Source organism: Oceanobacillus sp. FSL K6-0118 (assembly GCF_038006665.1).
GTDB classification, from domain to species: Bacteria; Bacillota; Bacilli; order Bacillales; family Amphibacillaceae; genus Oceanobacillus; species Oceanobacillus caeni.
The window spans coordinates 1,742,417-1,769,141 of the sequence record NZ_JBBOVR010000001.1 but is presented as its reverse complement, the minus strand read 5'-3'; the positions used below and the strand labels follow the sequence as shown (position 1 = coordinate 1,769,141).

Sequence of the window (26,725 nt, the reverse complement as noted above, 5' to 3'; positions counted from 1 at the left end):
TCAGAAGGAAAAATGTAGAAGTATATTTCAATAACATATAACAAAAACTACACTTGATAATTTTTTAAAGGAGAGGATCCCTTTGACTGTAGGAACTCAAGTTAAACAAACAATTGCTGGTTTGAAAAGTGCTCAAGCAAGTTTTGAACAATTTGCATTACAAACAGATAATAAACAAGCCAAACAGATTTATCAGGCTGCAGCCCAACAAACTCAGGCTATTGTAGATAGTGTACAACCTAGGATGCAACAGATTGAACAAGAAGAACCTCAATATAAACAATAAACTCAATTTATATTAAAAGGGGCTGGATGTTACCAGCCTCTTACATATTCTTGAAAAAAGGACTGAAGAAAATGAAAAAAATTTATAAAACGATTTTTATTATAATAACTTGTTTTATTCTTTTTGGATGTCAAAATAACTCTCCTGTAAAAAATACCAATAACCATGATCAAAAAGTAGAGGTTAAAAATATTTCTTCAAGCCAAATGATAGATCAAGAACCTTCTAATGAAGCAAAAGAAATATTAAAAAAACATAATGAAGTTACTGGGATAAAAGCTGCAAATACTGATAAAGATTTAATTATTGCAGTAGAAATAGAGCACAATAAACGATTTCAATTAAAGAAAATAAAAAAAGAGTTAACAAAAGAAGTAAAAAAACATTTTAAAGACTTTCATGTTGAACTTACGGTAGATAAGAAAATATTTTTGGAATTAGATGAACTGGAAAAGAAAATCGAATCGGATAAAATCGAACCAACTAAATTAAATAAAGAGATTGATCGTATTACTAAATTATCTAAAGAGAAAACATAATAAGAAAAGAAAATCTTTAAGAAAGAGGGATTAAATTGTCTGATAAGAAGAAAAAAAAATTACCTCCTCAAGCCCAGGAATATCAATCATTTCAGCAAGATAGGGAAGTAAAGCGGCCTATTTTCAAGAATTGTATAAAAGCCTTTTTAGTCGGAGGAACCATTTGTTTAATAGGACAATGCATAACAACGTTTTATATTTACTTTTTTGATTTTACCGAACAAACAGCAGGAAACCCGACTGTTGCCACGTTAATATTTATTACGATGCTATTAACTGGTTTTGGCGTGTATGATCACATTGGGCAATTTGCCGGTGCAGGTACCGCTGTTCCCGTAACAGGGTTTGGTAATGCTGTTATTTCCTCTGCTATCGAACACCGTACAGAAGGTTTTATATTAGGTGTTGGAGGAAGCATGTTAAAGTTAGCTGGACCTGTTATTGTTTACGGTGTTTTTTCTGCCTTTATTGTTGCACTGATTAAAACCATTCTTATTCAATGGGGTGGATTATAATGCTCACTGGACATCAAACTTGGATTTTTCATAATAAACCTAGAATTATTGAAACTGGTACGGTTGGCGGACCTTTTGAAGCACAAGGAAATATTCCATATGCCTTTGACATTTTGCATGAAGATATGTGGATTAATCAAGATTCATTTGAAAAGGCGCATCAAGTTTTAATGGAACAAGCTTGTCAAGTTGCTATTAAAAAAAGTTCTATTGAGAAAGAACAGGTCGATTTTTTTATAAGTGGAGACCTTATCAACCAAATTACTCCGACTACATTTGCTGCTCGGACAATGGGACTCCCCTATTTAGGTTTATTTAATGCATGTGCTACTTCTACGGAAAGTTTAGCATTATCCGCTGCCATTATTAATGGGAATGGAGCTAATTATATTCTTAGCGGTACTTCTAGTCACAATGCTTCTGCTGAACGGCAATTTCGCTACCCGACAGAATACGGAGGACAAAAGCCACCTACAGCACAGTGGACCGTGACAGGAGCAGGATGTGCATTAGTTGCAAAAGAAGGAAATGGTCCTATTATTACATCAGCGACCATTGGTAAAGTAGTCGATTTAGGAATGACAGATCCATTTAATATGGGTGGAGCCATGGTACCTGCTGCAGTCGATACAATTGAAACACATTTGAAGGAAAGAAATATTGATCATTCTTATTATGATCTTATCATTACGGGAGATTTGGCTCGTATCGGGAGAGAAGTTTCATTGGATCTTCTTCATAAAAGAGGAATTAATATTCCAGAAGAAAAATACGTCGATTGTGGACTAACCATTTATAAAGAGGATCAACCAGTTTTTGCAGGAGGAAGTGGACCTGCTTGTTCGGCAATAGTAGCTTACGGACATTTTGTAAAAATGATTAGAGAAGGAAAAATAAATCGTATTTTAGTAGTAGCTACCGGTGCCCTACATTCGCCACTTAGTGTCAATCAAGGCGATTCCATACCTGGTATCGCACATGCAGTTTCTATCGAGTCAGGAAGTGATGTTTTATGATTTTCCTTTGGTCATTTATTATCGGGGGACTTATTTGTGTGATTGGACAAATTATGTTTGATGCATTTAAATTAAGTCCCGCACATACTTTAACTACCCTTGTTGTAATCGGTGCTGTTTTAGATGGGATTGGCTTATACGAACCTCTAATTGATTTTGCTGGAGCAGGCGCGACAGTTCCAATTACAAGTTTTGGTAATAGCTTGGTTCACGGTGCTATGGAAGAAGCTGAGAAGCACGGATTAATCGGTGTCGTAACAGGAATGTTTGAAGTTACAAGCTCAGGTATATCTGCAGCAATAATATTTGGAGTTATTGGTGCATTACTATTTCGTCCAAAAGGCTAGATTTATTATTTTTTAAGGGGAGTATTCATTTATGACAGTAGGTTCAGAAGTAAAAGGATGTTATGCATCTGTTAAAAATATAGAAGCAACACTTCAAATTCTTGCAAATAAAGCACAGGATGTAGATTCCCAACAAGCATTTAATGAAGCACAGCAAATCATTTCTGAAGTTAAAGAAAGTTTGAACCAGCAAGTAATTCACCTCACACGTGAAGAACCACAATACAATAAGTAATTATAAAAGGAAAGGATAGAAACGTCATATGCCGGATTTTCCTGAATGGTTAGAGGTTATATTAAGGTCGCTTATTCTTATGGTTGTTTTATTCACGATTACGAAAATACTTGGATCAAAACAATTATCCCAAATGAATGTTTTTGAATATGTAACAGGTGTCGTGTTAGGTGGAATTGTTGCTATTCATACATTTGATCCTAATTCTCATATTATTTATGCCATTATCGCAATGCTTATTTGGTTTTTTGTTCCATATGCCGTTCAGAAAATCGCTTTAAAAAGTAAAGTTTTCCGTAATTTCACATATGGCAAAAGTACTGTTTTTATTCAGGACGGGAAAATAATGGAGGATAATCTAAAAAAACAGGGCTATTCTACAGATGATTTACTAGAAAAACTTCGAGACAAAGATGTATTTCTTGCTGCTGACGTAGAATTTGCTGTATTGGAGCCTGATGGAACTCTAAATGTCTTGCCAAAAAGAGAAAATCGTCCATTAACAGCCAAGGATCTAGGTATAAAATTAGCCCCTCAAAAGGAACCCCAAACGGTTATTATGGACGGGAAAGTATTATATGAGTCTTTAGCTAATTTAAACTTAAATTTGGCATGGCTTGAAACGGAATTAGAAAAACTCAACGTAAGCATTGAAAATGTATTTCTCGGCCAAGCAGATACAGATGGACAATTGTATGTTGATTTATTTGATGACACAATAGCAGTGCCTAGTCCAAATGAAAAACCATTATTATTAGCCACCATGAAGAAGTGTCAAGCAGATTTGGAATTGTTTGCTTTGGCCACTGAAAATCCGCAATCTAAAACATTGTATCAAACGAATAGTAAAAAATTACAAGCTGCTATAGATAAAATCGAAAAATATTTGAATTAAACGGGCAGTTGATCTCCCAACTACCTTCTTTGTTTCCCCAGAAGCTTGAACCGCCCTTAGATGGGATGAATACAATGTGGAGAGCAACCATCGTGTCTCTCCACTTTCTATATTAATCATAGAAATGAATTGCTACTTTCCCAATTCCCTGGCATTTTTTGTAAATATTCCATACCATCGTCTCCCTTACATGTTTATATATATATGTATCTATTCAAACTATCAGCCTTTAATACCACTTCTAGTACCTAACCAATAGGGCCTTTCATTTCCGTAACTTAGCATTGGCAAATATCATCAATTCAGAATCTTTTATAAAAACAGCCCCATAATGGAACTGTTTTGGAATGCTTAATATAACTTTCCTTGTTTGTAAAGTACAATGGATAATTTCATTACGGCTTGAATATAACAATTTTCTCTTAAGGAAAAATGATCACTAAAATATTTGGGATAAACAATCTCGAAGGTCTTTTTCATTTTCTCAAATAATTGGTTATTTACTTCATCTTCCGTGTAAAATTTTGTATCTCTTCCTTGCATCCATTCAAAGTAAGAAACAATAACACCACCAGCGTTTGCTAAAATATCAGGGATAATAATTTTTTTCTTCTTATTTAGAAAAAGATCCGCTTTACCAGTTATAGGTGAATTTGCTCCTTCAACGATTACCTTTGCCTTGATATTATTCATATTGTTAATATGAATTTGGTCTTCAAGTGCAGCTAAAAAGAGGACATCTACATCTAATGTCAACAAGTCATCCCGAGGCATTATTTTAGCTGATATATTTGCTTTTTCTAATTCCTTCTCATTCTTTGGAAGATCCCCATAATTTCCTTGCGTATAGTTTATTAATTTAGTTATATCCAATCCACCAGAATGAAACAACGTAACATTTCGATCGCTTATAGCAATAATTTTATTTTCTAAATACTGACATCTAAAAGCTTCAGAAGCGATAATGGATCCTACATTTCCGAAACCTTGAATAGCTATGTTTAATGGCTTATTTTTTAAAGCTATAAGTTTGTTAGCATATTGATTATTTTGACTTCCAAGCCAATCTTTATTTTGATTTAAAAAGTCATACAACATGTAGCGAAAAGAGTAATACACGCCTTTACCAGTTGCTGTCTTTCTTCCAAGTGAACCGCCATTTACAATACTTTTCCCTGTAAAGCTTCCAAGATAACTTTCACCCAGATGAATACTTTTATATTCTGCCATCATCCAATCCATTTCTCTTTCACTAGTACCCATATCCGGAGCCGGAATATCTTTGTCAGGTCCGATAATATCACTAAAATAACGAACATACTTTTTGCAAATTAAATTAAGTTCTTCGTTTTCAAAATTTCTGGGATTAATTATTACTCCACCTTTTGCTCCCCCAAAAGGAACATCATGGACAGCATTTTTCAACGTCATTAAGGTTGCTAAATTTATTACTTCATCTTCATTTACTGTCTCATGAAATCGAATACCGCCCTTGTAAGCTCCTAAAATATTATTATGTTGAACACGGAAAGCAGGTATTCGAACTATTTCTCCATTGTTTAATGGCAATCTTAAAAACGATTTATACACATGATTTGGCGTTGAAAGAATAGAACGAATGGACCGTAACGCTTTTTCCCTCTCTTCATTCTGTAATTCCGGCAAAAAAGTACTATCCTCAAATAAAGCATCAAGTGATTCATGAACAATGGATCCCGTATTTTTTGTCATTTTCCACTCTCCTATTAGTCTTGTTAACATTTATATGTTTCAAAGGATTAGATTATCCTAATAGGAATACAGCTATAGCTGTTGAAACAATCAAGCCAATAATTACTGGTAAAAAGTTTTTCCGTACTAAATCCATTACGGAAACTCCGCATAGTCCCGCTATAGCAATTAAAGATGACCATGCTATGATGGTTCCTCCTCCAGTCCAGATTGCACCCATTTGACCAATTGCTGCTAATGTTGTTGCATCGATAGAACCATTCTCCAAACTTGCTGCAAGCGCACCAGTTAATGGTAAACCAGAAAAACCAGATCCATCTAGCCCAGTAATAATACCTATAATTAAGATACTAAACCCAGCAAAAAATGCACTCTGTGGTAGGAATTCTTGCGTGGCTTCAACTAATCCAAATAATAAAGAAGGCCCATTTTCCACTCCCAATATAGCTCCGGAAAAGTCCCCACTACCTAGAAAGAAGAAACCTGCAATCGGGATGACAGGCCCCATCGCTTTGAATGCAAATACGAAACCGTCCGTAATATGATTACTAATATAATTTAATGCTTCTGATTTACCGAAAGCAAGAGTTGACATTAGCAATAAAATAGCAGCTACACCACCAACAAAAGCAGCTCCATCTCCTCCTACTAATCCTCCATTACCGGAAGAAAGCTTATTCACTAACATAACAATAAGCACTAAGAGAAGAGCAATTGGTACAAATATTGCAAAAACCTTACTCCATAATTTAAGATTCACAGTCTTAGCCACATTTTTTGTTTCGTCCGATGTTTGCAAATTTCTTAATTCATTTTGAATATTTTCATTGTCCTTCGATCGGATTTGTTTTCTATAGAAAAGATAAGCTAATCCTAATGCTAAAACTCCAGAAATTAGCGATAAAATAAGAGCTTTATCCGCAACTATGGATGTATCTAATCCGCCAGATGCAGCCGAGAGACTTGGGGCAACTTGAACAATATAGTCAGAAGATAAGGCCATTCCCTGTCCTGCTATGGCAATAGATACTGCAGCAATAATTGCTGGTAATCCCGCACGAACTGCTGCCGGTACTAATAATGCACAGATTAACGGGACAGCCGGAGTTGGCCAAAAGAATAAGGATATGACATAAGTGACAACCGCCAACACAAAGAAAGAAACATGACCATTGACCATTAATTTTTGAATGGGCTGAATCATTCGTTTATCCGCACCTAAATCCCGTAGTGAATTAAGGAGTGCAAGCATGAACATAATAATTAAGAAAATGTTAAATAACTCTTGAGCTGCAACTAAATTGGCTTGGAAAATGGCTTTAAATCCACCAATGATGTCCCCCGTAAAAACCCATGCAATAATAAAGGTTCCTAAAATCGTTGGTAAAACAACGCCTTTTCTAAATATCATGGTAACGATAATAACTATCGTAAATATACCGTATAGCCAGTGAGCTAAAGTTAAATCCATTTAATCCCCTTCCTTTCCTTAATGTGCTATAGCCTATGCGTAAATAAATCAAAACGCTACAGTCCAATAAGGAAGGAAATCATGTTTAACAAAAAAAGAACAACCAGTGTAAACAACTAGATGTTCTTTCTCCATTTAATTGCCTGTAAAGTTTTCTGCAGACTCTGTAGAATATATCGTTACAATCATTTGACCGTTGCTAGCCTTCGCACGGATTAGAATAGGATCATTATATAAATTTTTAAATACAAAATCTGGTCCCCACCAACTTACGGTAGCATCTCTTCCAGGCGGAACATATGGTACTCTCTTACTATGAGCATAACGTTCAACTATTTGTATACCTTTTAAATCAACAGCATTAAAAAGTGTGGAAGATACTTGGCAAATTCCCCCTCCAATATCCTCCGATAATTCTCCTCTCACAATGACAGGTGCACGTTTATACCCTTTCTCTTTTGTTCGCTCACCAACAATGTCATTAAAGGAAAAAGTCTCTCCTGGAAAAACAACAATATTATCAATTGCCTCTGTAGCCAATGAAATATTATGAGACCTTTCTTTATTACTACTACTAAATGAAGTAACGTAGCTTCCTAACTTTTTTGCACTAATTTCCTTTAGTAACCCACTATCCACTTTAGGATATATTTCTCTTAAAGGAACTTTAAACTTTTTATCGGTAGAACTATAATAATGAGTAAGAAAATTCTCCAGAAACTTATTTCTATCCAACGTTAGCCCATACTTCCCCTCGATTATTTCATTGCTTTTCCCAAATTTTGCATTCGTTGGTTCTTTATAAACTTTAGACTCTAAGTTCTCCATTAATAATTCCAGTTTATTCATATCCAAAAAAATAGAATCAAAGTTAGTCAATTCATACTGATGAATTTCCGCTTTTTCTAACCATATTTCATTATTCTTTTTTAACTCAAAGTCTTCTGAATCCGATGCGACAGGATGACCAACTAAAGCAAAAATAAAAGCTAAAAACAACATCTTTTTCACCTCACATTTATTATGAGGCAAAATAACAGAAACATGTAAAAAGAAAAACGCAATCGCCCATTTAGCACCGTATGGAGTGAGTCTTCGTAAAAAAAGCCACTTAGCTAAATTAGCTAAATGGCTTTATTCCTAATAGAAGTCTCTTTTGTCTTCTAAACAATCACTTGCTACTCTATACCCTACCAATGCAACAAGCACAAGTAATATACCGTATAAGAAGTTTTTCATTTAAAAATTACCTCCCCTTTTAGAGCAATACTTTTTTAAACTTTATACCATCAAACAATTGTCTACCTTCTTATTAAAAAGGACGGAATTTACCTTTTTTCACTACTGTTTTTGCTCCACCGACTAGGAACAATGTACGGTCATCAACGACTTTCTTCATAGCTGCAGCAGATTTACCTTTTATTTTAGTTCCTTGGAAGATATTTCCGATTCCATCAGTCAAACCAAGTGAAGCAACGGTACCTTTATCACTGAAGACAAAGTCTTTTAACGGTGCATTATGAATTAATGCCGCAATGTTTTCAGCTGCTACAACACCTTCTTGAGTTGCTAATTGGCCAGTTGGAGGATAAGGTCTTCCCGTTTCTTTGTTCATTACCCATGAACAATCTCCTAAAGCAAAGATATCTTCTTCCCCTTGGATACGAAGATCTGCATCAACGTTCACTTTACCTTTCACTAATTCAAAGCCAGATTTACCTAGTACTGGACTACCCGTTACGCCACCAGTCCAAACAACCGTTCCACCTTTGATTAATTCTTTATCTTCACCAACAATGAATCCTTCAGGTGTACATTCAGAAATTGCAGCACCCATACGGAATTCTACACCACGAGATTCAAGTGATTGAATAGCGTAAGATACTAAATCTTTATCGAACATAGGTAATATAGAAGGAGCTGCTTCCACATTAATAATACGTACTTTGTTACGTGGAATATCATGTTTCTTACATAGTCTTGGTACTTCTTCTACTAGTTCACCAACAAACTCAATTCCAGTGAAACCGCCTCCACCGACTACTATGTTCAAAGCCTCGTCATCAGTGATTTCTCCCGCACTATATTTTGCGAACTGATATTCAATATGCTCTGCAATTAAGCGACTAGAATCTATATCTTGAATGAAGAATGCATTTTCTTCCATTCCTTTAATTCCAAATGTATTTGTTACAAATCCTAATGCGATAACTAGATAATCATAAGTAACTTCGCTATTTTCTAGGACAACGCGTTTTTCATCTTTATTAATTTCAACAACTGTATCGTAAACTAAACGAACACGGTTTGGATTTACTACATCGCTAATCATAAAACGAGCTTGGTTAGGAGTAAGAGTTCCGGCTGCTACTTCATGTAACCAAGTACTTTCGTAGTGATAATTGTGTTTATTAATAAGAACAATTTCTGCTTCTTCTTGTGATAATTTTTTGGTTAGGTGTCTTACTGTAACTAGTCCTGCATAACCAGCACCTAGTACGACCACTTTAGGTTTACTCATTTAAAACATCACCTTTCTTAATCTTTAATATGTACTTTTAGTAAAGTTAAATGTATAAGGTTTCACACATTTATCTCTACGTAACATTAAACCTCTTATACAATAAAAAGTAAAGTATAATCAAGTGAAACTTATCAGAACCCCACTAGCCACCCCATCACAACTCACAATTCTTAATTGAATCGAATTTCTAACTAGGGACTTACAACATAGAACGTGCTAATTCCGCCGAGACTACATTTTTTGATGATGGAACTTAGTAGTTAGGGTCCCAAGAGTTGCATTTTAATAAGCCAGCTAGTTAAGATATGATTAATTCACATCTAATATAATACCAAATTTTTCACCAATAGGCTAATAAAGAAGACTTCCATCAGTGGGGGGGTTACACGTGATAAACGAGTGTTTTCTCAGTGAATTTCCAAAAAAAGATTAAAAAACTTGGTGTTCGCTATTAGGTTGAGCGAACGCCAAGTTTTCTAATTGTTGCATTTGTTCTTTCCATTCTTCTACTTGATCTCTAATGTCTTTCGCTTCTTGATCGATTTCCTCAAGTTTATTTGTACGAAATTCACTGATAATATCTAACTTATTACGATATTCTTCAATAATGAGCTCAGACACTTGATCAACAATTGATTGATCAACGAATTTTTCCAAACTTAGAATTTGAACGGCTTGGTCATATCTTGATTTTTCCGTTTTAATAACTTCTCTAATTTGGTTTAAGTCCTCATCAAATCGATTATATTCATCTAATATTTCCCATGGCCCTGGTGCTTTGGTATGAGCAAGAGCTAAATCAATGTAGTTTTTTAGCCATTTCTCACCAATGATATTCTTTAACTCTTCTTCATTTTTTACGGAATAGTAGGATCCTTTTCCTAAAATGGAAAGTTCCTTCAGCATATCCCCTGCATCTTCATCAACTTCAAGGCCGATAATATGAACGGATCTATCTACATTTTTACTCATAAACGTTTTAATTTCCTTAACTGGATCTCCATTACATGTTTCCGCACCGTTACTTATCACATAAATAGAAACTTCTTCATCTTCCTCTCCGCTAATTTCTTCCGCCTTTTTCAAAGCTTGTGACAACGGAGATTCACCATTACCTTCTATCGTTCTTAATGATTGTTTGAATTGCTCTTCATCAAAGGCCCCCATCGGATACATTTCTTCAACCGCATTACAGGCTTGTACATGATCGGTTTCCGAATTATTATTTTTATGACCGTAGACAATTAAGGAAACCTCATTATTTTGGCCAATTATTTTTGCAAATCGAGTAATAGAATTTTTAATGGTTTCTAATGTTAACTGACCATCTTGCGATAAAAGCATGCTAGATTTTGCATCTAATAGAATGATAGCCTTTCCACGATTAGACTGCACATCATTATTATCTTCCTCACTAACGCTTGGCATAAATGGTTTATCAAATCTTGGCTCAAAATTCTCTGCTCTATTAATTATTTCTTTATAATTAGGGGAACGGAGTAATTGAACGATTTTATTATAAATCTCCGTTGCATCCGCTGTTTCATTAGTTAATTTTTCTAGTTCCTCAATCATTGCTTTTATTTGATTAGAATTTAGTGGTTCAATAGCCGAATTTTCTACTTCAAATTGGGGCGTAGCATCTTGTACTAATGATCCTGATTTTTGTTCTTTCATCTGTTCTAAAGAATTTATTTTAGAAACTGACTCACTTTCTGAGGAAGTCTCTATACCCGGGTCATTCTCATGCTTCTCTTCATTTACTTGTTCATTGCCTTTTTCTTCTTTTACCTCGGTTTGACTATTATTAGTTTCGTTATTTGGATTTTTGATTGCGGTATTAACTTTTTCTCCATTGTTACATGCACCTAAGAATAATAAACATATGAGACAGATGGATACCATTTTTTTATTAAACATTTTCTCCCTCCAATAAAGAAGACTTCCGTCAGTGGGGGGTTCCTTCATCCCCCGCTGATGGTTAGTCGCACTTATCGGACCTTTACGGGCAGTCAGTCTCCCGCCTTCCTTCTTTGTTCCCCTAGAAGCTTGAGGTGGGAGTCTTATTGCTCGTTTAGATGGGATAAAATCCCTCAGTCTAATAAGTCTGCAAACTATGTTCTTGTCCAATATTACCTAACTACTAAAAATGTTGCAACCACAGTAATAAGGACTAGTTGTCGAAATAAGTCTAAATATACTAGAAGGATTAAAATTAGATTGAGAAAGAATACATTACTACATTATTATAAGTGAAATGAACAAGCATTATGACTATTTTCTATAGGTTGAAAATAACCAAGGTCAGCTCCCTTATTTTTTCTTAAATTCCATTTTCCAACTATAGTAATCGTTGTCTGCATTTTTTTCATAGCTTAAATACGCATTAAATTTTTTACCATTTTTACTCGTTAATCCTTTTACATATGCTTTATTATTTTTCAGAATTTGCTTTACCATCGTTTTTGTTGGCTTCTTTTTCATCGTTTGTAAAAATTTATCATTCTTCCATATGATAAATTTACATCCATTCTTCCAATTACTACATCCAAATCCTTTATATCCATCAATAATTTCATTTCCACATTCTGGGCATTTACCAAGTACTTCATTAGTCACCTTTTTACTTTTCACTTCATGAATGATTATGTCTTCAGCACTTTTAACTGTTTCTACGGAATTTATGGTAAATTGGAAAACGGTGCTTAAAAATTCCTGTTTACTCGCCTTCCCTCTTTGAATGTCTGAAAGAACTTTTTCTAATCTACCAGTAAAGTCCAAATCAAATAATTGTTGAACTGGAAAAGTTTCTACCAATTTCACACCGAGTTCCGTACAGCTTAAATTTTTCCCAGAATTAGAAATATACCCTACATCTTTTAATTTTTTAATCGTTTCAGCTCTTGTTGCCGGGGTTCCAATGCTAAATCCTTTCAAAATACTGCCAAGAAGTTCGTCACTTTCCTCTTTCAAGTTTTTTCCACATGTCTCCATTACACGAAGAAGTGTTTTCTCTGTATGGGGTTTTGGTGGTTTTGTGACATGATTGGTAACCTCTGAATGTTTTATATGCACCTGTTCATTTAATTGTACATGTGGTAATAAGGTATCTTTTGATTCCATTTTTTCTACCTTTTTCCATCCATCTATAAGTTGTACCCTTCCTTTTGAGTGAAAATCTCCATTCAATGGACTGGAATCAACTTTCATGGTTAAAGTCGTTTCTTCATATTCCGCGACGGGCATAAACTGCATGATAAAACGATTTAATATAGCAGAATAAACGATAGATTCATCTTGTGTCATACGTTTAGGCTTTAGATAAGTAGGAATAATGGCGCTATGACTTTCCACCTTAGCATTGTTAAAAATTCTCTTTGATTTGACAAATTTTATTTCATCTTTATATGGCAAATTTTCTGTATGTACTTTTAAAACTTGAGCGGTCTTTCCTACTAAACTTTCTTCTAGTGCGATGCTTGCTGTCCGCGGATATGTGATTAACTTCTTTTCATAGAGTGATTGTGCTACTTTCAAAACTTTATCAGAGGTCCAACCTTTATATTTATTCGTTATATGTCCTTGTAAATTGGAAAGATTAAATAGAAATGGCGGAAACTCTTTCTTCCTCTGTACTTGTTTATCTACAATAGTAGCTTGTCTACCTAGAAGATTTCTTTGTATTTCTTCTAAATACTCCCTGTCTTTAAACTTATCTTCTTTTTTCTCCCTATAAATTCCTTTATATTCTTCACTATTATTTGTCTGAAAAGTGGCTTCTAATTTAAAGTAGTTTTCTGGGACGAATTTTTCAATTTCTTTATCACGATCATAAATAATCTTTAACGTGGGTAACAATACTCGACCAATATTTAGTGCTTTTCCTCTGCCTTTTTGATATTTCAATGTTGCTACAGAAGTTAAGTTTATTCCAATAACCCAGTCCGCCCATTGTCTACTTATCCCAGCATCTCTTAGGGCTTTCATCGCTTGATTTGGTTTTACTTTTGCCAATCCTTCTATTACTTCATTCGGTGTCCATTCATTTAATAGTAAACGATATACCGGTTTGGACTGTCTTCCCCCACGGTATATAATACTATCGCCTATTAACTGTCCTTCTCGGTCATAGTCACACGCTGAAATAATTGCTTCTACATCTGTTCTATGTATTAATTGATGGATTAGTTTTAATTGTTTATTTGCTCCACTATCTGGTTTTTCTCTATCTCTTGGATTACTTTTCACCTTATATTTAAATTCATTAGGGATAAATGGAAAGTTTTCCATTTTCCAGCGAGCCATTTTGCTATCATAATCCTTTGCATCATAAAGCTCTACCAAGTGGCCGAATGCCCAGGTCACTAAATAGCCATTGCCTTCAAAATAGCCGTCCTTTTTCGATTTTATTTTTAAAGCATCCGCTATATTTTTAGCAACAGAGGGTTTTTCTGCGAGTATTAATTTCATAAGTATCACCTGATTCTATTATTTTTATGGATTTAAAAGAGAGGACTTTGGAAGATTCCATGAAGATATTCAGATAAATTTACACACCATTCTATCATATTTTAGGATAGGATAATATTTTAGTAGATATATCTTTAATATAATGAGGAAGAAGGGAAATGAATAATCATATCCCTTCTATAATTTATTTCCTATTCCAGAAGCGTTGTTTTGCGATTGCTTCGACAAAATCATTTCCGAAGTTTGGATTATTTGAGGCAAATACTACTCCATCTAAATTGTTTTTATCAGATGGTTGAATATAAGACTGAGCAGTCGTTGCAATACCAATTGGTTTATAGTGTTTATATTGTTCATTTATAAAATGCATAACACTCTGGTTGAATTTTTCTTGATTTTTAGTATTTCCTCCAACGACATAGATAGAGTCAAACAAAACAGGATATGTTGAGGTAAATATTTTATCAACGTTAATTTTTGTGCCATCATCCCCTATAACTGTACCTAGATTTTCACTTACAATGTCCACCCAAACCCCATATTTGCGTAATACATTAAGCGCATTAGTTACCTCTTGCCCGTTAAAACCATTACCAATCAAAACAGCAACTGTTCGGGTATATGCATAATACTTCGTCCGAGTAAGAGCGGGGGAACTTTTAGTAACCGGTACATTGGTCCCGCTTGGACGTTCAACACCAATATTATCTGCAATTTGACATGCCATCCCTTTGTCAACGTTGACAAACATATCCACAACTTGTTGCCTAACAGATTTACTTTTTACATATCCAAGGTGAAAAGTAAAGGTTTCTACAATATGCTGTTTTTCAACTGGGTTCATACTATTCCAAAAAAGTCTTGGTTGTGAAAAGAAATCATAGAACGATTCACCTGGACGTTCTCTCGTCTTGTGTCCTTCAACTTTCTCCGGATAATGTGCATACCCACCTTCTTCGGGAGGGGTCTCTGCCGGCGTATTATTAGCTAGTGAATTTTTATGATAATTTACGGAATCAACATCAATCCGATGACGCGCAACTCCTTGGCGTTGGTTAAAGTTTCTTTCAACGATAGGCTGGTTGACCGGTATATTATTTATATTTGCCGTACCAAGTCGATGATAATCTGTATCTCGGTAGGCAAATGATCTACCTTGTAGGACAGGATCATCGGTGAAATCAATTCCTGGAACAACAGTTGCTGGATCAAATGAAGACTGTTCCTCTTCTGCAAAATGGTTATCAACTAGACGATTTAACGTCATTTTACCGATTATCTCAACAGGAATGACCTCTTCCGGCCAAAATTTTGTATCATCCAGAATGTCAAATTCATACTTAAATTCATCTTCTTCTGCAATCAGTTGCACACCTAGTTCATATTCGGGGTATGCTCCACGCTTAATAGCCTCATGTAAATCCCTGCGATGGAAGTCCGGATCGACCCCTCCAATGGTATTCGCTTCATCCAATAATAATGAATGGACACCAAGCACAGGCTTCCATACATATCTAACAAATGTTGATTTGCCCTGTTCGTTGATAAATCGGAACGTATTAACTGGCCAAGCTTCCATCATCCGCCAGCTTCTTGGACGGCCCCGATAGGACATAAGCCACATAATAAAATGGGCAATTTCCTGATTATTGGAGATATAATCCCAGGCATTATCGTGCGCAACAGTTGCTTGTGGGACACCTGTCCTTGGATTCGGTTTGACCGCATGGGTAAAATCGGCAAATTTCATGGCATCCATAATAGCGAAGATAGCAAATGAGAGTGCCAGCATATCATAATTTCCTTCTTGTGTGTAAAACTTGGTTGCAAAACCACGTATATCAATGGCTGTATCCTTGGACCCTTTACTCCCTATAAAGTTGGAAAATCGGACAAATACAGGTGTTTTAGTGCCAGGTTCTTGCAAAAAGTGTGCTCTTGTTACATGTTTCATGGATTTGTATAACTCAAATTCCCCATATGCTCCGTCACCTCTTGCATGAACAACTTTTTCTGGTATCCGTTCCCGACTAAAATGTGACTGTTTTCTGTAAAAATGGAAGTCCTGAAATAATGTCGGCCCCCGCTTTCCGGCTCTTAAGGACCACCGATCGTTCGAAATTTTAAACCCAGCGTCATCTGTCATTTTCTCGCCTTTACCTGTGTTTTTCTCTCTATACTGTTCCAACTGCTCCTGTTTTTTATCTTTATCAAACTTATTGTTATCTCTTGGTGACTTATCCATGTATTCTATCATCCTTTCTTATAAAAAGCTTTAAACTTAAACTCGATATTTATATGTATATGACTATTCCGCAAAATTAGAACATTAGGGGGAAAATGTGGATTTTACAGAATTGGCTGATTATATTATCATTAATTTATACAAAAAAGGGGTGTTTCATATGGACTACAATATAATAGAAGAAATCGTTACAAAAATTTACCAAGCTCGTGAAACAAAAACTCCAATTGAGTTTATTCGAAATGATTATACTTTAGATGAAAATACTGCATATGCTGTTCAAGATGAGTTAATGAAGAGAATTCAAGAAGTACATAACGAGGAAATTATCGGATATAAAATTAGTATGACAAGTAAAGAAACACAGGCTATAGCAAATACTCATGAACCGGCATACGGAACATTACTCACTTCCAATATTGTCGAATCCGGTAACAATATTTCCTTATCTAATTTATTTGCACCATTAGTTGAGCCAGAATTAGTGTTTATATTAACAGAGGATTTATCCCCTACTGCAACAGAAGAAGAAATTCTTAATAAGAGTAAGATAGCAGCTGGACTTGAGATTCCTGATTCACGCTATATAGATTGGTTCCCTAACTTCTCTTTAGCTGACCTACTTTCCGATGATACAGCAACAGGACTTGTGGTTGTTTCTGAAGGAGTTACGCCACCTTCATTGGATGAATTAGCTAATATTAAAATGGAACTGTTCCACAATGGTGAAAAAATTAGTGAGGGTGTTTCTTCAGCAGTGTTAGATAATCCGGTATCTGCTGTAGCATGGTTAGTTAAAAAGCTTGCTAGTCATCATAAAACACTAAAAAAAGGAATGATGATTTCTTCTGGAACCTTTATTTCACCTTTACCTGTACAAGTTGGTAAATACGAAGCGTCTTACTCCTCCATCGGAAAATTAGAAGTCACCTTTTCATAACAAAGGCGTAAGTGCCCTTACAGGCTAAAAACGCGACGTCCTGACGCAACTCCTGTGCTTCGTAGCAACATACAAACTGCACTCCGCAATAACAGGTGGTCCGATTGCCGGGCGCTTCGGGGACGCGGCCTGGGATAGTGGAAAAACCCCTTTTTATGAGACTAGTTTTCTTGCCCTTACTCTCTTTTGCCTTATCCATATACTATTATTGTAAATGGAGGTGAGATTATGAGTTACAGCGGCGGTTATGGCGGAAGTAGTAGCTTCGCGTTAATTGTAGTTCTATTTATCCTTTTAATTATCGTTGGAACTTCCTATGTTGGTGGTTACTAGTATGTAATAAATACGGGGATGCGACTTCAGCATCCCCGTATTTTTTTATTGTTGTGGGGAAGACGGGGTAGAAATACTTGCTAGCGCTTGTCCAGCTTCATCAGCATGTTGATTCTGAACTGCTAAATCTCCTAATGCTACCATTCCAACTAACTGACCATTTTCCTCAATTGGCAATCGACGAATTTGTTGCTGTGACATTAACTCTGCAGCCTGGTCTGCATCCATATCTGGAGTACCTTTTACCATTTGTTGCGCTGTCATTACTTCGGAAACCGGCGTTTGTGCATTTTGTCCTTGTGCTGTTGTACGTAAAGTGATATCACGATCCGTTACAATCCCTACCATTTGACCTCCACTGTTAACAACAGGTACCGCTCCAATATTGTACTGGCTCATAATAGCAGCTGCCTCTTGTACCGATTGTGATTCATTTACGGTCATTACATTTTGCGTCATCATATTTCTTAATTGTGTCATGTAAGTATTACCTCCTTCACCCTTAGAGTGGTTTAATTTTTCCTAGTTATACCTCCTTTTCATTAATACGTGATAAAGCCATCAGTGGGGATCTCCCTTCATCCCCCACTAATAATTAGTCGCACTTATCGTCTTTACGGGCAGTAAAACTCCTACCTCAAGCTTCTAGGGATAAAAGTTTTCCGGAATAAATTCCCATTGCTATTTTTAAAAAAGTTACCTAAAATAAGAACATACGTTTCATAACTTTAGGCGGTGAAGATGATGGATTACTCTCCTTATCCTCGGAATGATGTATTATGTATTGATATGCGTTCATTCTATGCTAGTGTAGAAGCAATTAAATTAGGACTTGATCCAATGACTACCTTACTCGCAGTAGTTGGGGATCCTAATCGTTCGGGCAGTATTGTACTGGCTGCTTCTCCAACTTTGAAAAAAAAGTATAGTATCAGCAATGTCAGCCGCTACTTTGAACTACCGAAAGATCCAGATATTCATATTGTTCCTGCACATATGGCAGATTATCTCCATGTTTCTATTGAAATCACAAAATTAATTAACCAATATGTTCCGAAAGAAGCCATCCATCAATACTCTGTGGATGAAGTTTGGGTTACTGTAAATGGATTGAAAAAGCTTTTCGGTGATCGTTGGGAAGTAGCAAAAAAGATCAAACAAGATATTTTCGATCATTTTGGAATCACTTCTTCTATTGGAATTGGTGATAATAAGTTTCTTGCTAAGGTAGTGATGGATATTCATGGGAAAAAATCCGGGATTGCCGAATGCAAATATGAAGATGTAGAAGAAAAACTTTGGCCCTTTCCTGTTGAAGAAATTTGGGGAATTGGTAGCAGAATGAAACGCAATCTCAATCGAATGGGCATTGTTACTCTCGGTCAACTTGCCAATTATAGTTTAGACCACTTAAAAAGTCGCTTTGGGATTATGGGGGAACAGTTATACTTTCATGCTTGGGGAATTGATTTAAGTCCCGTGTATGGAAACTTTACGAAAACAGAACAAAAAGGGTTTGGTCATGGAATTGCTTTATTACGTGATTATACAAAGGAAGAAATTTCTACATGTATTCTTGATTTATGTGAAGAGGTATGCCGAAGAGCCCGAACTGCTGACAAGGTAGGAAAAACCATTCACCTAGGCATCTCTTATTCCAAAGATACAGGTGGAGGCGGATTTTCTCGTTCCAAATCAATCGAGATTCCGACAAATGTGACAATGGATGTTCATCATGTTTGTATGCAGCTTTTTCATCAATTTTACGATGGCTTTAGTAATATTCGTCATGTCTACGTTACGTTAGATAACCTCTCTAATAAAGCAGAAACCCAACTCGATTTATTTGAAGACCGTTCAAAAAAGACGGATATTGGATATGTCATGGATGCGATTCGTGACAAATATGGTTCTACTGCTATTCTTCGTGCTTCTAGTTATACAGCTGCTGGCGTAACCCTTGAACGTAGTAAAAAAATTGGAGGCCATTTTGCATGATTAGAAACTCGGTATTGGATATACCAAAAATAGACAAACCATTCATAGATGACTTAACATAGTAAATACCATGGGAAGAAATTTAAGATTCCACGTCCTCACAGAAGGTATAGAAAAGAACTAACAAATCTATTAAAAAATCTGATTAAAGGAGGATTTAAATGTATGAATTAAAGACAAAAGAAAATGATAATAGTGTAATTGAGTTTATTGAACAAGTCGAGAATTCAAAAAAACGTGAGGATGCCTATCGTTTGCTAGATATCTTCACAGAAACGACCGGATACAAAGCAAAAATGTGGGGAACCAGTATCATTGGCTTCGGATCTTATCATTACAAATATGCAACCGGCCATGAAGGCGATGCACCTTTAGTTGGCTTTTCACCGCGCAAAGCCAATTTTAGTTTATATTTTGCTACCGGAGATACCGAACGGGATGTGTTACTACAGGAATTTGGGAAACATAAAGCGGGGAAATCTTGTGTATATATAAATAAAATCACAGACATTGATGTGGAAGTGTTAAAGAAATTAATCCAACAATCTATTCGATTTCTAAGGGAAATGTATCCCGATACAAAGTAACATCTCTCCAATTCAACTAGTTGTACAAGTCCAAATCATTATGTAAGATAGATGAAGAATTAAAATTTAAAATCCATAATGAAAAAATGTTGGATTGTAAGGAAAGCGTGTTTAATATGGGATTCATCATTATTGAAGTATGTGATTACAATATACTCTCTTCTGAAGAATTAGAGGAAGTATTTAACCGTCCCGAAGTTGCCGTCATGAGTTATGAATGCATGAATTATTGTGGAATGTGTGCAATGAGACCATATGCCATGGTAAACGGAAAACGGGTATTCGGCAAAACAACAGAAGAATGTATTGAAAAGATAAAAAAAGAAGTAGAGAAGGAACTTGAAGAACTTGAAAATCTTTAAAGAGCAAAAGCGGAAGCGCCCGTTTAGCGACGTACGGACTGCGCCTGGCCATGCCAGGTGGTCCGATATTGCCGCGCAAAGCGGCGGTTTTAATCGGACATTCCACTTCCGTAGGAGATAAAGGAAACACGACGAACGGAGTGAGTCGATGTTGACTTATCGCACGGAGGTGAAGGAAGTCTCGCTAGTCGCTGGGCGCTGGAGCTGGACGTGGCCTTCCCTAAGACAGAATTTAATAAGCTCAATTTTTATACTTTTTTACTTCATAGAAAAGAACAGATACACCGTGTACCTGTTCTTTTCTATGCCCTATTCCGTTAATAGTGGATAGTATCCTTCTTCATTATGCGTTTCCGTCCCTACCAAAGGTGGATTAAATACGCAAATCATTTGCATTCTCTTTCTAACACGTACTATGTGTTTATCATTCTGATCTAATAGATACATCGTATGTGGCTTAAGTTGCCACACTTCCCCTGTCTCTACTTTTTCAATCTCACCCTCACCTTCAATAAGATAAACGGCTTCAATATGGTTTTTATACCAAAAGTAATTTTCTGTTCCAGCTTCAATAACTGTATTCGTCACACTAAAACCTACACCGTCTTTCTTTAAAACAAATCTGCGGCTAGCCCATGTTTCCCCTTTAGTTTCAGCTTCTGTTCCTATAATATCTTCAAGTGATTTTACGATCATATGGTTCATCTCCTTTTCTATTATATATCCTACGCGGGGGATTATTTAGATAGAACTTGAGCAATGCTATCGTCTAGAATTGCCATCCCTTTCAATATCCCTTCTTCATCAATAATAAGAGGTGGAAGGAACTTAACAACTTCATCATTTGGTCCAGATGTTTCCAAAATTAGCCCACGCTTATATGCTTCTGCGCAAATTTTACTAGCGAGGTCATCAACATGAACCGCAATTCCTTGCATTAAACCTCTCCCGCGAGCTTCCCCATTTAATTCAGGATATTTGGCGATTATCTTGTCTATTTTCACTTTATACAATTTTGCTTTATCTTGTATTTCGCTGGAGAATTGATCCGTTTCCCAAAATCTAAGTGCTTCTTTTGCTGCGATAAATGCTAGGTTGTTACCGCGGAAAGTTCCGTTATGCTCGCCAGGTCCCCATTTGTCATATTCAGGTTTAATCAGTGTTAGTGCCATCGGTAGTCCAACGCCGCCGATTGATTTAGAAAGACAAACGATATCCGGTTTAATCCCAGCTGGTTCAAAACTAAAGAATGTACCAGTTCTTCCACATCCTGCTTGAATGTCATCGACAATTAATAGAATATCCCAACGACGACAAATACTCTCTATTTTCTTCAGCCAGTCCATACGCGCAGCATTAATTCCACCTTCTCCTTGCACCGTTTCTAAAATAATCGCTGCAGGTAATGCAACACCGCTACCACTATCTTCTAGAAATCTTTCAATATATGCAATAGAGTTTTGATCTTCCACATAATCATCAAAAGGCATTGATACCGTATGGTGGAGCGGTACACCAGCACCATGGCGTTTAAAAGAGTTACCTGTCACCGATAATGATCCGATTGTCATTCCATGAAACGCGTTTGTAAAACTTATTACCGTATCGCGCCCTGTAACTTTCCTAGCTATCTTCAATGCACTTTCTACTGAATTGGTTCCAGTTGGGCCAGGAAACATAACTTTATAATCGAGGTTTCGAGGTGTAAGTATGACTTCTTGGAAGGTTTCTAAAAATTCTTTTCTTGGAGTTGTTCCCATATCGAGGCTATGAAGGATCCCATCTTGTTGAATATATTCAATAATTTTTTCCTGCATTTTCGTATCATTATGCCCATAGTTTAATGTACCTGCCCCGGCAAAAAAATCGATATATTCTTTTCCATCTACATCCCATAGTTTATATCCTTTTGACTTCTCAAATACTGTAGGCCAACCACGACTGTAGCTCCTAACAGCAGATTCCAATTTCTCAAATGTTTCCATCTTATTATTGTTTATTACAGCAGTCGTCATTATCATTATCTCATCCTTTTCAAGGTTATTCAAAAAGTCCGGTGAAAATGACACGTCGATGTTTCTAGTTGGCTTGCTTTTCCGTTCCTTGGAAAAGAAAACCACTTTTCCGGCGTGCAAGAGCGTCTGCTCATGTATTAATTGCATACGTTCCGCTACTCAGAGCTACGCCGCCTCGAACTTCTTGGTCCTTTTCATCCTCCTTTTTGAACACGTATTTTTAATTTTTATTTTTCAAACGGTCCAATTTTAAACAATAGTTCCTCTTCATGTTCTAAACTTGGAAAGTCATCCGAAGTAAAGTAATCACTAATTACCCAATTTGTCTCAAACTTTCTTGCAAGGCCTAAGAATAAACGCTTTGAAGGAGTATTTGACGGTGATACGGTCGCTTCAACATAGTGAACATTTTCACTTGTATCACGGTCAAGTAACTGTAACAACATCTTGGTTGCCAATCCATTTCCCCGTTCAGATTCATGAACTGCAACCTGCCAAATAAACAACGTATCTTCCTTTTCTGGATGAATAAATCCAGAAATAAAACCAACGACTTTTTGTGCATCTTTTCTTACCACTACAATGGAAGTATCGGAAAAAATCTCACACCACATTAAATAGCTATAAGAAGAATTGAGATCTAAATTTCCAGTATGTTTAACAAGCTCCCAAACAGAAGCCCCGTCATCTTTATTTGGCTTACGGAAGTGGTATTCCGTAGTCGTTATATTCAATCTATCCACTACTTCTGAAATATTAATGATTTCACCTCCGAGAAAGTTTTTATTATTCAATACGTTAATTAGCTTAAATGGTAAAAAATGTTTCGTCAAAATAGATAAAATTGGATAAGATGTGTTTAAACATCATGCGCTACCATTCATAAACAATACATGCCAAAACCTATTAAATACTAAGATATAGTATCAAATAATATGTTTTTTAAATAATTCTGTATAATCAAAAACTAGCAATCCCTTATGGGTCAAGGGATTGCTAGTTTTTGATATTTTCTTTATCTTTATCAATACTTTTTTCGTTTATGATCATTTTAATCATGTCTTCCAGTAAATCCGGAGTTTCTACAAAGGCATTTTGTATATGCAAACGTTCCGAACGTTTGTGTGGATCTTTGCCGAAAGGACCGACATTTAATACAGGAGCTTGCAGTTTTTGCATATCTTCAAAGGGGATAGAATACGTATCTCCCCAAACTGGCGTATTCTCTTCAAATGCACTCCACCCTCCCTTAGAACCGTTATAATTAACATAACTTAAATCACAAATACCATTAAAGTAATGGATTTGACTAATCGTTAGTTGATATTTTTCTTTTGCCCTCTGTATGATATATTCGGAGCATTTCTTGACTAATGGATGATTAGACGAATTAACTGCCGGATAATACGGAGGAGCAAGTAATACAACAATAGCCGGTGCCAACTCTTGACAATGAATCATCAATCGATCCGTAATACGGAGTGATTTTTCCCGGTCATCCCATTCCTCGTGATAATAAATATCAGATTTAATATCTTTAATGAATTCGGTACCAAACTTTTTCTCGGCATATTGTAATAAATCTTTATATTTAATAACTTTTACTTCGCCAATGGGCTCAGTTTCATTAGCTTTACATATATTTTTATAATCGTTATTACATTTTTTTGCCGCTTGTTTCGCTACTTGCTCGAACTGTTCGAAAACTTCTGATGCATTTTTTCTAAATACAAAAATATTATATAGTGCGGAAGAACGATAAGGGGTTTGAGTGGAATATAAAAGCCTTAAATCCGTTTGTTGTAAAGTTATTGGCAGAGGAGTTTTTTCATTAAACACCGTTTCTTGAAAACTAGCATTCCATTCCATTTCTCTCGTTAAATAAGAACTTATAAACGGTGAGGTCATCCCTTTTAATGATTCGCCTGCATGTGTCTCTTTCCCATAGAATAATGCAGCCGCTAATATTTTCCCAATGGAACCTGTGTAAAAATAGTGATGATCGTTATTTGGATTCTGGGAAAATACCGGTTCACTATTTAAAAACAAACTGTATGTTAAATGATGTTTCCTTTGCATCTCGATTAGTTTCGGAACCGCATGGCGCATTCCAGATGAATTTACTTCCTCATCAGGTACAGTAAGCAACAATAGATTAATTGGCCAACTTTCTACACTTGCTTTTTCAATTATACGCATATGCATCACAAGTCCCATCTTCATATCCATGGTGCCCCGTCCAAATAAATATTCACCAGATTCAATATCGTGAATAACCTCATTAGGTAAATGATCCGTTCGTTCTTTCCAAACCTTCGTTAATTCCTCCGGTTGTGTTGCAAGCGGTTCATCATCTCCATATTCTTCCGTATTTACCGTATCAAAATGACTAATGAAGCAAATCGTCTTTTTCGCTTTTGGATGTTTATAAAGTGCAGTTAGAAACTTTCTTCGTAGATCGGCATCATGCAATTTAAGATGTTCCGGATTTTTTTGAAAATAAGTCAAATCCTGTAGCTTTGCCTGTAATTTAATAGGAAACTGTCTTTCCCCTTCTGATAATGTCATACTTTTCCAGCTAACAAGCTCCGCTAACAAACTCCGTAATTCTTCTGGTGTCTGCCATTTCATATTCTCCATCTCTCATTCATTCCTCCTATCCAAAAGGAAACAATCTATTCTTACAATATTATATTCATTCCATTATAATTTTGTCATAAGACAAGATAGAAAAAGATAAAATGGAAAAAGTGATACTTATTCAGTCGATTTTCTTTTATCTTCTACCTGAGTTAATACTTAACGGAGACAGATTATTATTTTAAGATATAAAGAAGACTTCCATCAGTGGGGATTTTCCTTCATCCCCCACTAATGGTTAGTCACACTTATCGGACCTTTACGGGCAGTTGGTCTCCCCAAGAAGCTTGAGGTGGTAATCTTATTGCCCGTTTTGGTGGAATAAATATAAATTCTATTAAACTAGAGAAGGGTGAGGATACATTTGAAATCTGGCTTAAACATTCTTATCTTAGGTGGCGATAACCGCTACCTAGAAGTAATAAATATATTAGCTTCCAATAATATGAATATATTTTTAAATGGATTTAACAAATTATCTTTCGAGGATCCATCTATCCATAATCTAGAAACATCAGAAATTGATTTTAGTATCATGGATGCGATTTTACTCCCCGTATCCGGAACAGATAAAGATGGTGAAATAGAAGCTACATATTCTAATACATCGATTAGATTAACAGAAAAACAATTACAACAAACACCTGACCATTGTACGATTTATACTGGAATATCCAACGACTTTTTAGATAAAATAACGCACTCAAGTAATCGAAAAATGGTTCGTTTATTTGCTCGTAACGATATTGCCATCTATAATTCAATCCCTACCGCTGAAGCTACATTAAAAATTGCAATAGAAGAAACGGATGTAATGATACACGGATCTGAAGTTCTCGTAATAGGTTTTGGGAGAGTTGGAATAACGGTAGCTCGCCTTTTTGCAGCATTAGGAGCGAAAGTAACGGTTGCTGCCAGAAAGTCAGAACATTTTGCTCGCATAGCGGAAATGGGGTTAAAATCCATTGAGACCAGTAGGATAGAAAATATCGTATCGAATATGAATATCTGCATTAATACGGTTCCCCATTCCATCATTGGTCCAAAAATCATAGATCAAATGACATCCTCCACCCTCATCATTGATCTTGCATCCAAACCCGGTGGAACAGATTTTGATTATGCTAATGAAAAAGGGATTAAAACCATTCATGCATTGGGGTTACCTGGAAAGACTGCGCCAAGAACGGCAGGAGAAATAATTGGCGGGGTTCTATTAGAGCTAATACAAAGTTAACATAGAAAAAGTCTTACAAAGCTTGGAATTTCCAGGCTTTTTTTGTTACTAAGATTTAGCAAAATAGATTATTTTGATTTTTTTCATCATTACCCACCTTAAAATTTGCTCAATGATGAACAACTGGTTTTATTTACCAATTTATAATCCCTATTTCACATTGTCCATTTTATATTCATTATGAGACTAGCTTAAGCTTCATCCACTATTCATCATTTGCTTAGTTACATGAAGCCAGAAATCTGCCAAAAAAAGTACATAGATTATTGAACTTTTTGTGAAGTTTATCTCAAACCATTGTAAATAACTTTCTATAATACTATTATATGTAATGCTAGT

The 26,725-nt window shown here is 35.8% G+C and carries 25 protein-coding genes; 13 read left to right on the top strand and 12 right to left on the bottom strand.

Going from position 1 to position 26,725, the window contains the following annotated elements; all coding sequences use genetic code 11:
• Positions 1–82: 82 nt before the first annotated feature.
• From MHI02_RS09165 to MHI02_RS09135, 7 genes are all read left to right on the top strand, one after another.
• The gene (locus MHI02_RS09165; RefSeq protein ID WP_047185457.1) at positions 83–286 is read left to right on the top strand and encodes a DUF1657 domain-containing protein; all 204 of its coding nucleotides are present in this window, start codon (positions 83–85) and stop codon (positions 284–286) included.
• A gap of 71 nt (positions 287–357) precedes the next feature.
• Positions 358–825 carry a hypothetical protein gene (locus tag MHI02_RS09160; RefSeq protein ID WP_047185464.1) on the top strand — a complete coding sequence of 156 codons (468 nt, stop codon included), beginning with the start codon at positions 358–360 and terminating at the stop codon, positions 823–825.
• 35 nt (positions 826–860) lie between these two features.
• On the top strand, positions 861–1,340 hold the full coding sequence (gene spoVAC / locus MHI02_RS09155) for a stage V sporulation protein AC (protein WP_047185456.1): 480 nt from the start codon (positions 861–863) through the stop codon (positions 1,338–1,340).
• A complete protein-coding gene (spoVAD, locus tag MHI02_RS09150) occupies positions 1,340–2,356 on the top strand; it encodes a stage V sporulation protein AD (RefSeq protein ID WP_060669348.1) in 1,017 nt (338 codons plus the stop codon). The genes spoVAC and spoVAD overlap by 1 nt, the downstream gene beginning before the upstream one ends.
• Complete coding sequence (spoVAE, locus tag MHI02_RS09145) at positions 2,353–2,703, top strand: stage V sporulation protein AE (protein ID WP_047185454.1); 351 nt, start codon at positions 2,353–2,355, stop codon at positions 2,701–2,703. Before spoVAD ends, spoVAE begins: the two co-directional genes overlap by 4 nt.
• 31 nt (positions 2,704–2,734) lie before the next feature.
• Positions 2,735–2,938, top strand: a complete 204-nt coding sequence (locus MHI02_RS09140) for a DUF1657 domain-containing protein (protein WP_047185453.1) — start codon at positions 2,735–2,737, stop codon at positions 2,936–2,938.
• 28 nt (positions 2,939–2,966) lie between these two features.
• Positions 2,967–3,833: a DUF421 domain-containing protein gene (locus MHI02_RS09135; protein ID WP_047185452.1), complete on the top strand. Its 867-nt coding sequence runs from the start codon at positions 2,967–2,969 to the stop codon at positions 3,831–3,833.
• A 351-nt stretch (positions 3,834–4,184) separates the two neighbouring features.
• Here the strand turns inward: MHI02_RS09135 and MHI02_RS09130 are convergent, their stop codons facing one another.
• From MHI02_RS09130 to MHI02_RS09100, 7 genes are all read right to left on the bottom strand, one after another.
• A complete protein-coding gene (locus MHI02_RS09130) occupies positions 4,185–5,564 on the bottom strand; it encodes a Glu/Leu/Phe/Val family dehydrogenase (protein ID WP_047185451.1) in 1,380 nt (459 codons plus the stop codon).
• Between the two features lie 52 nt (positions 5,565–5,616).
• Positions 5,617–7,035, bottom strand: a complete 1,419-nt coding sequence (locus tag MHI02_RS09125; RefSeq protein ID WP_047185450.1) for a hypothetical protein — start codon at positions 7,033–7,035, stop codon at positions 5,617–5,619.
• Positions 7,036–7,170: 135 nt separating this feature from the next.
• Positions 7,171–8,037: a VanW family protein gene (locus MHI02_RS09120; protein WP_047185449.1), complete on the bottom strand. Its 867-nt coding sequence runs from the start codon at positions 8,035–8,037 to the stop codon at positions 7,171–7,173.
• A 310-nt stretch (positions 8,038–8,347) separates the two neighbouring features.
• Positions 8,348–9,556, bottom strand: a complete 1,209-nt coding sequence (locus tag MHI02_RS09115; protein WP_047185448.1) for an NAD(P)/FAD-dependent oxidoreductase — start codon at positions 9,554–9,556, stop codon at positions 8,348–8,350.
• Positions 9,557–9,988: 432 nt separating this feature from the next.
• Positions 9,989–11,479 (bottom strand): vWA domain-containing protein, encoded by a 1,491-nt coding sequence (locus tag MHI02_RS09110; RefSeq protein WP_047185447.1) that lies wholly within the window; start codon positions 11,477–11,479, stop codon positions 9,989–9,991.
• 393 nt (positions 11,480–11,872) lie between these two features.
• Positions 11,873–14,029, bottom strand: a complete 2,157-nt coding sequence (locus MHI02_RS09105; protein WP_047185446.1) for a type IA DNA topoisomerase — start codon at positions 14,027–14,029, stop codon at positions 11,873–11,875.
• A gap of 184 nt (positions 14,030–14,213) precedes the next feature.
• Positions 14,214–16,274, bottom strand: a complete 2,061-nt coding sequence (locus MHI02_RS09100; protein WP_047185445.1) for a catalase — start codon at positions 16,272–16,274, stop codon at positions 14,214–14,216.
• A 160-nt stretch (positions 16,275–16,434) separates the two neighbouring features.
• Here MHI02_RS09100 and MHI02_RS09095 point away from each other — a divergent pair, with 160 nt between their 5' ends.
• Together MHI02_RS09095 and MHI02_RS09090 are read left to right on the top strand one after the other, a co-directional pair.
• Entirely contained in the window at positions 16,435–17,214 is a 780-nt protein-coding gene (locus MHI02_RS09095; RefSeq protein WP_216884097.1) for a 2-keto-4-pentenoate hydratase, read from the top strand.
• A 228-nt stretch (positions 17,215–17,442) separates the two neighbouring features.
• A complete protein-coding gene (locus MHI02_RS09090) occupies positions 17,443–17,547 on the top strand; it encodes a YjcZ family sporulation protein (RefSeq protein ID WP_047185443.1) in 105 nt (34 codons plus the stop codon).
• A 45-nt stretch (positions 17,548–17,592) separates the two neighbouring features.
• Here the strand turns inward: MHI02_RS09090 and MHI02_RS09085 are convergent, their stop codons facing one another.
• Positions 17,593–18,027 carry a CBS domain-containing protein gene (locus MHI02_RS09085; RefSeq protein WP_047185442.1) on the bottom strand — a complete coding sequence of 145 codons (435 nt, stop codon included), beginning with the start codon at positions 18,025–18,027 and terminating at the stop codon, positions 17,593–17,595.
• A gap of 264 nt (positions 18,028–18,291) precedes the next feature.
• Between MHI02_RS09085 and MHI02_RS09080 the strand changes: the two genes are divergently transcribed.
• From MHI02_RS09080 to MHI02_RS09070, 3 genes are all read left to right on the top strand, one after another.
• Complete coding sequence (locus MHI02_RS09080) at positions 18,292–19,545, top strand: DNA polymerase IV (protein WP_047185441.1); 1,254 nt, start codon at positions 18,292–18,294, stop codon at positions 19,543–19,545.
• 161 nt (positions 19,546–19,706) lie between these two features.
• Positions 19,707–20,132: a DUF1801 domain-containing protein gene (locus MHI02_RS09075; RefSeq protein ID WP_060668371.1), complete on the top strand. Its 426-nt coding sequence runs from the start codon at positions 19,707–19,709 to the stop codon at positions 20,130–20,132.
• A gap of 116 nt (positions 20,133–20,248) precedes the next feature.
• The gene (locus tag MHI02_RS09070; protein ID WP_204797836.1) at positions 20,249–20,494 is read left to right on the top strand and encodes a DUF1450 domain-containing protein; all 246 of its coding nucleotides are present in this window, start codon (positions 20,249–20,251) and stop codon (positions 20,492–20,494) included.
• 309 nt (positions 20,495–20,803) lie between these two features.
• Here MHI02_RS09070 and MHI02_RS09065 read toward each other — a convergent pair whose 3' ends face one another.
• The 4 genes from MHI02_RS09065 to MHI02_RS09050 all read right to left on the bottom strand — a co-directional run bounded on the left by MHI02_RS09065 (position 20,804) and on the right by MHI02_RS09050 (position 25,149).
• Positions 20,804–21,190 carry an ectoine synthase gene (locus tag MHI02_RS09065; protein WP_047185438.1) on the bottom strand — a complete coding sequence of 129 codons (387 nt, stop codon included), beginning with the start codon at positions 21,188–21,190 and terminating at the stop codon, positions 20,804–20,806.
• 41 nt (positions 21,191–21,231) lie between these two features.
• Entirely contained in the window at positions 21,232–22,509 is a 1,278-nt protein-coding gene (gene ectB / locus MHI02_RS09060) for a diaminobutyrate--2-oxoglutarate transaminase (protein ID WP_341166108.1), read from the bottom strand.
• A gap of 227 nt (positions 22,510–22,736) precedes the next feature.
• Positions 22,737–23,243: a diaminobutyrate acetyltransferase gene (ectA, locus tag MHI02_RS09055; protein WP_047185463.1), complete on the bottom strand. Its 507-nt coding sequence runs from the start codon at positions 23,241–23,243 to the stop codon at positions 22,737–22,739.
• 262 nt (positions 23,244–23,505) lie between these two features.
• Positions 23,506–25,149: a M20/M25/M40 family metallo-hydrolase gene (locus tag MHI02_RS09050; protein WP_341165855.1), complete on the bottom strand. Its 1,644-nt coding sequence runs from the start codon at positions 25,147–25,149 to the stop codon at positions 23,506–23,508.
• A 364-nt stretch (positions 25,150–25,513) separates the two neighbouring features.
• Here MHI02_RS09050 and dpsA point away from each other — a divergent pair, with 364 nt between their 5' ends.
• Positions 25,514–26,386, top strand: coding sequence for a dipicolinate synthase subunit DpsA (gene dpsA, locus MHI02_RS09045; RefSeq protein WP_060668366.1), 873 nt, complete (start codon positions 25,514–25,516; stop codon positions 26,384–26,386).
• The last annotated feature ends 339 nt before the right edge of the window (positions 26,387–26,725 follow it).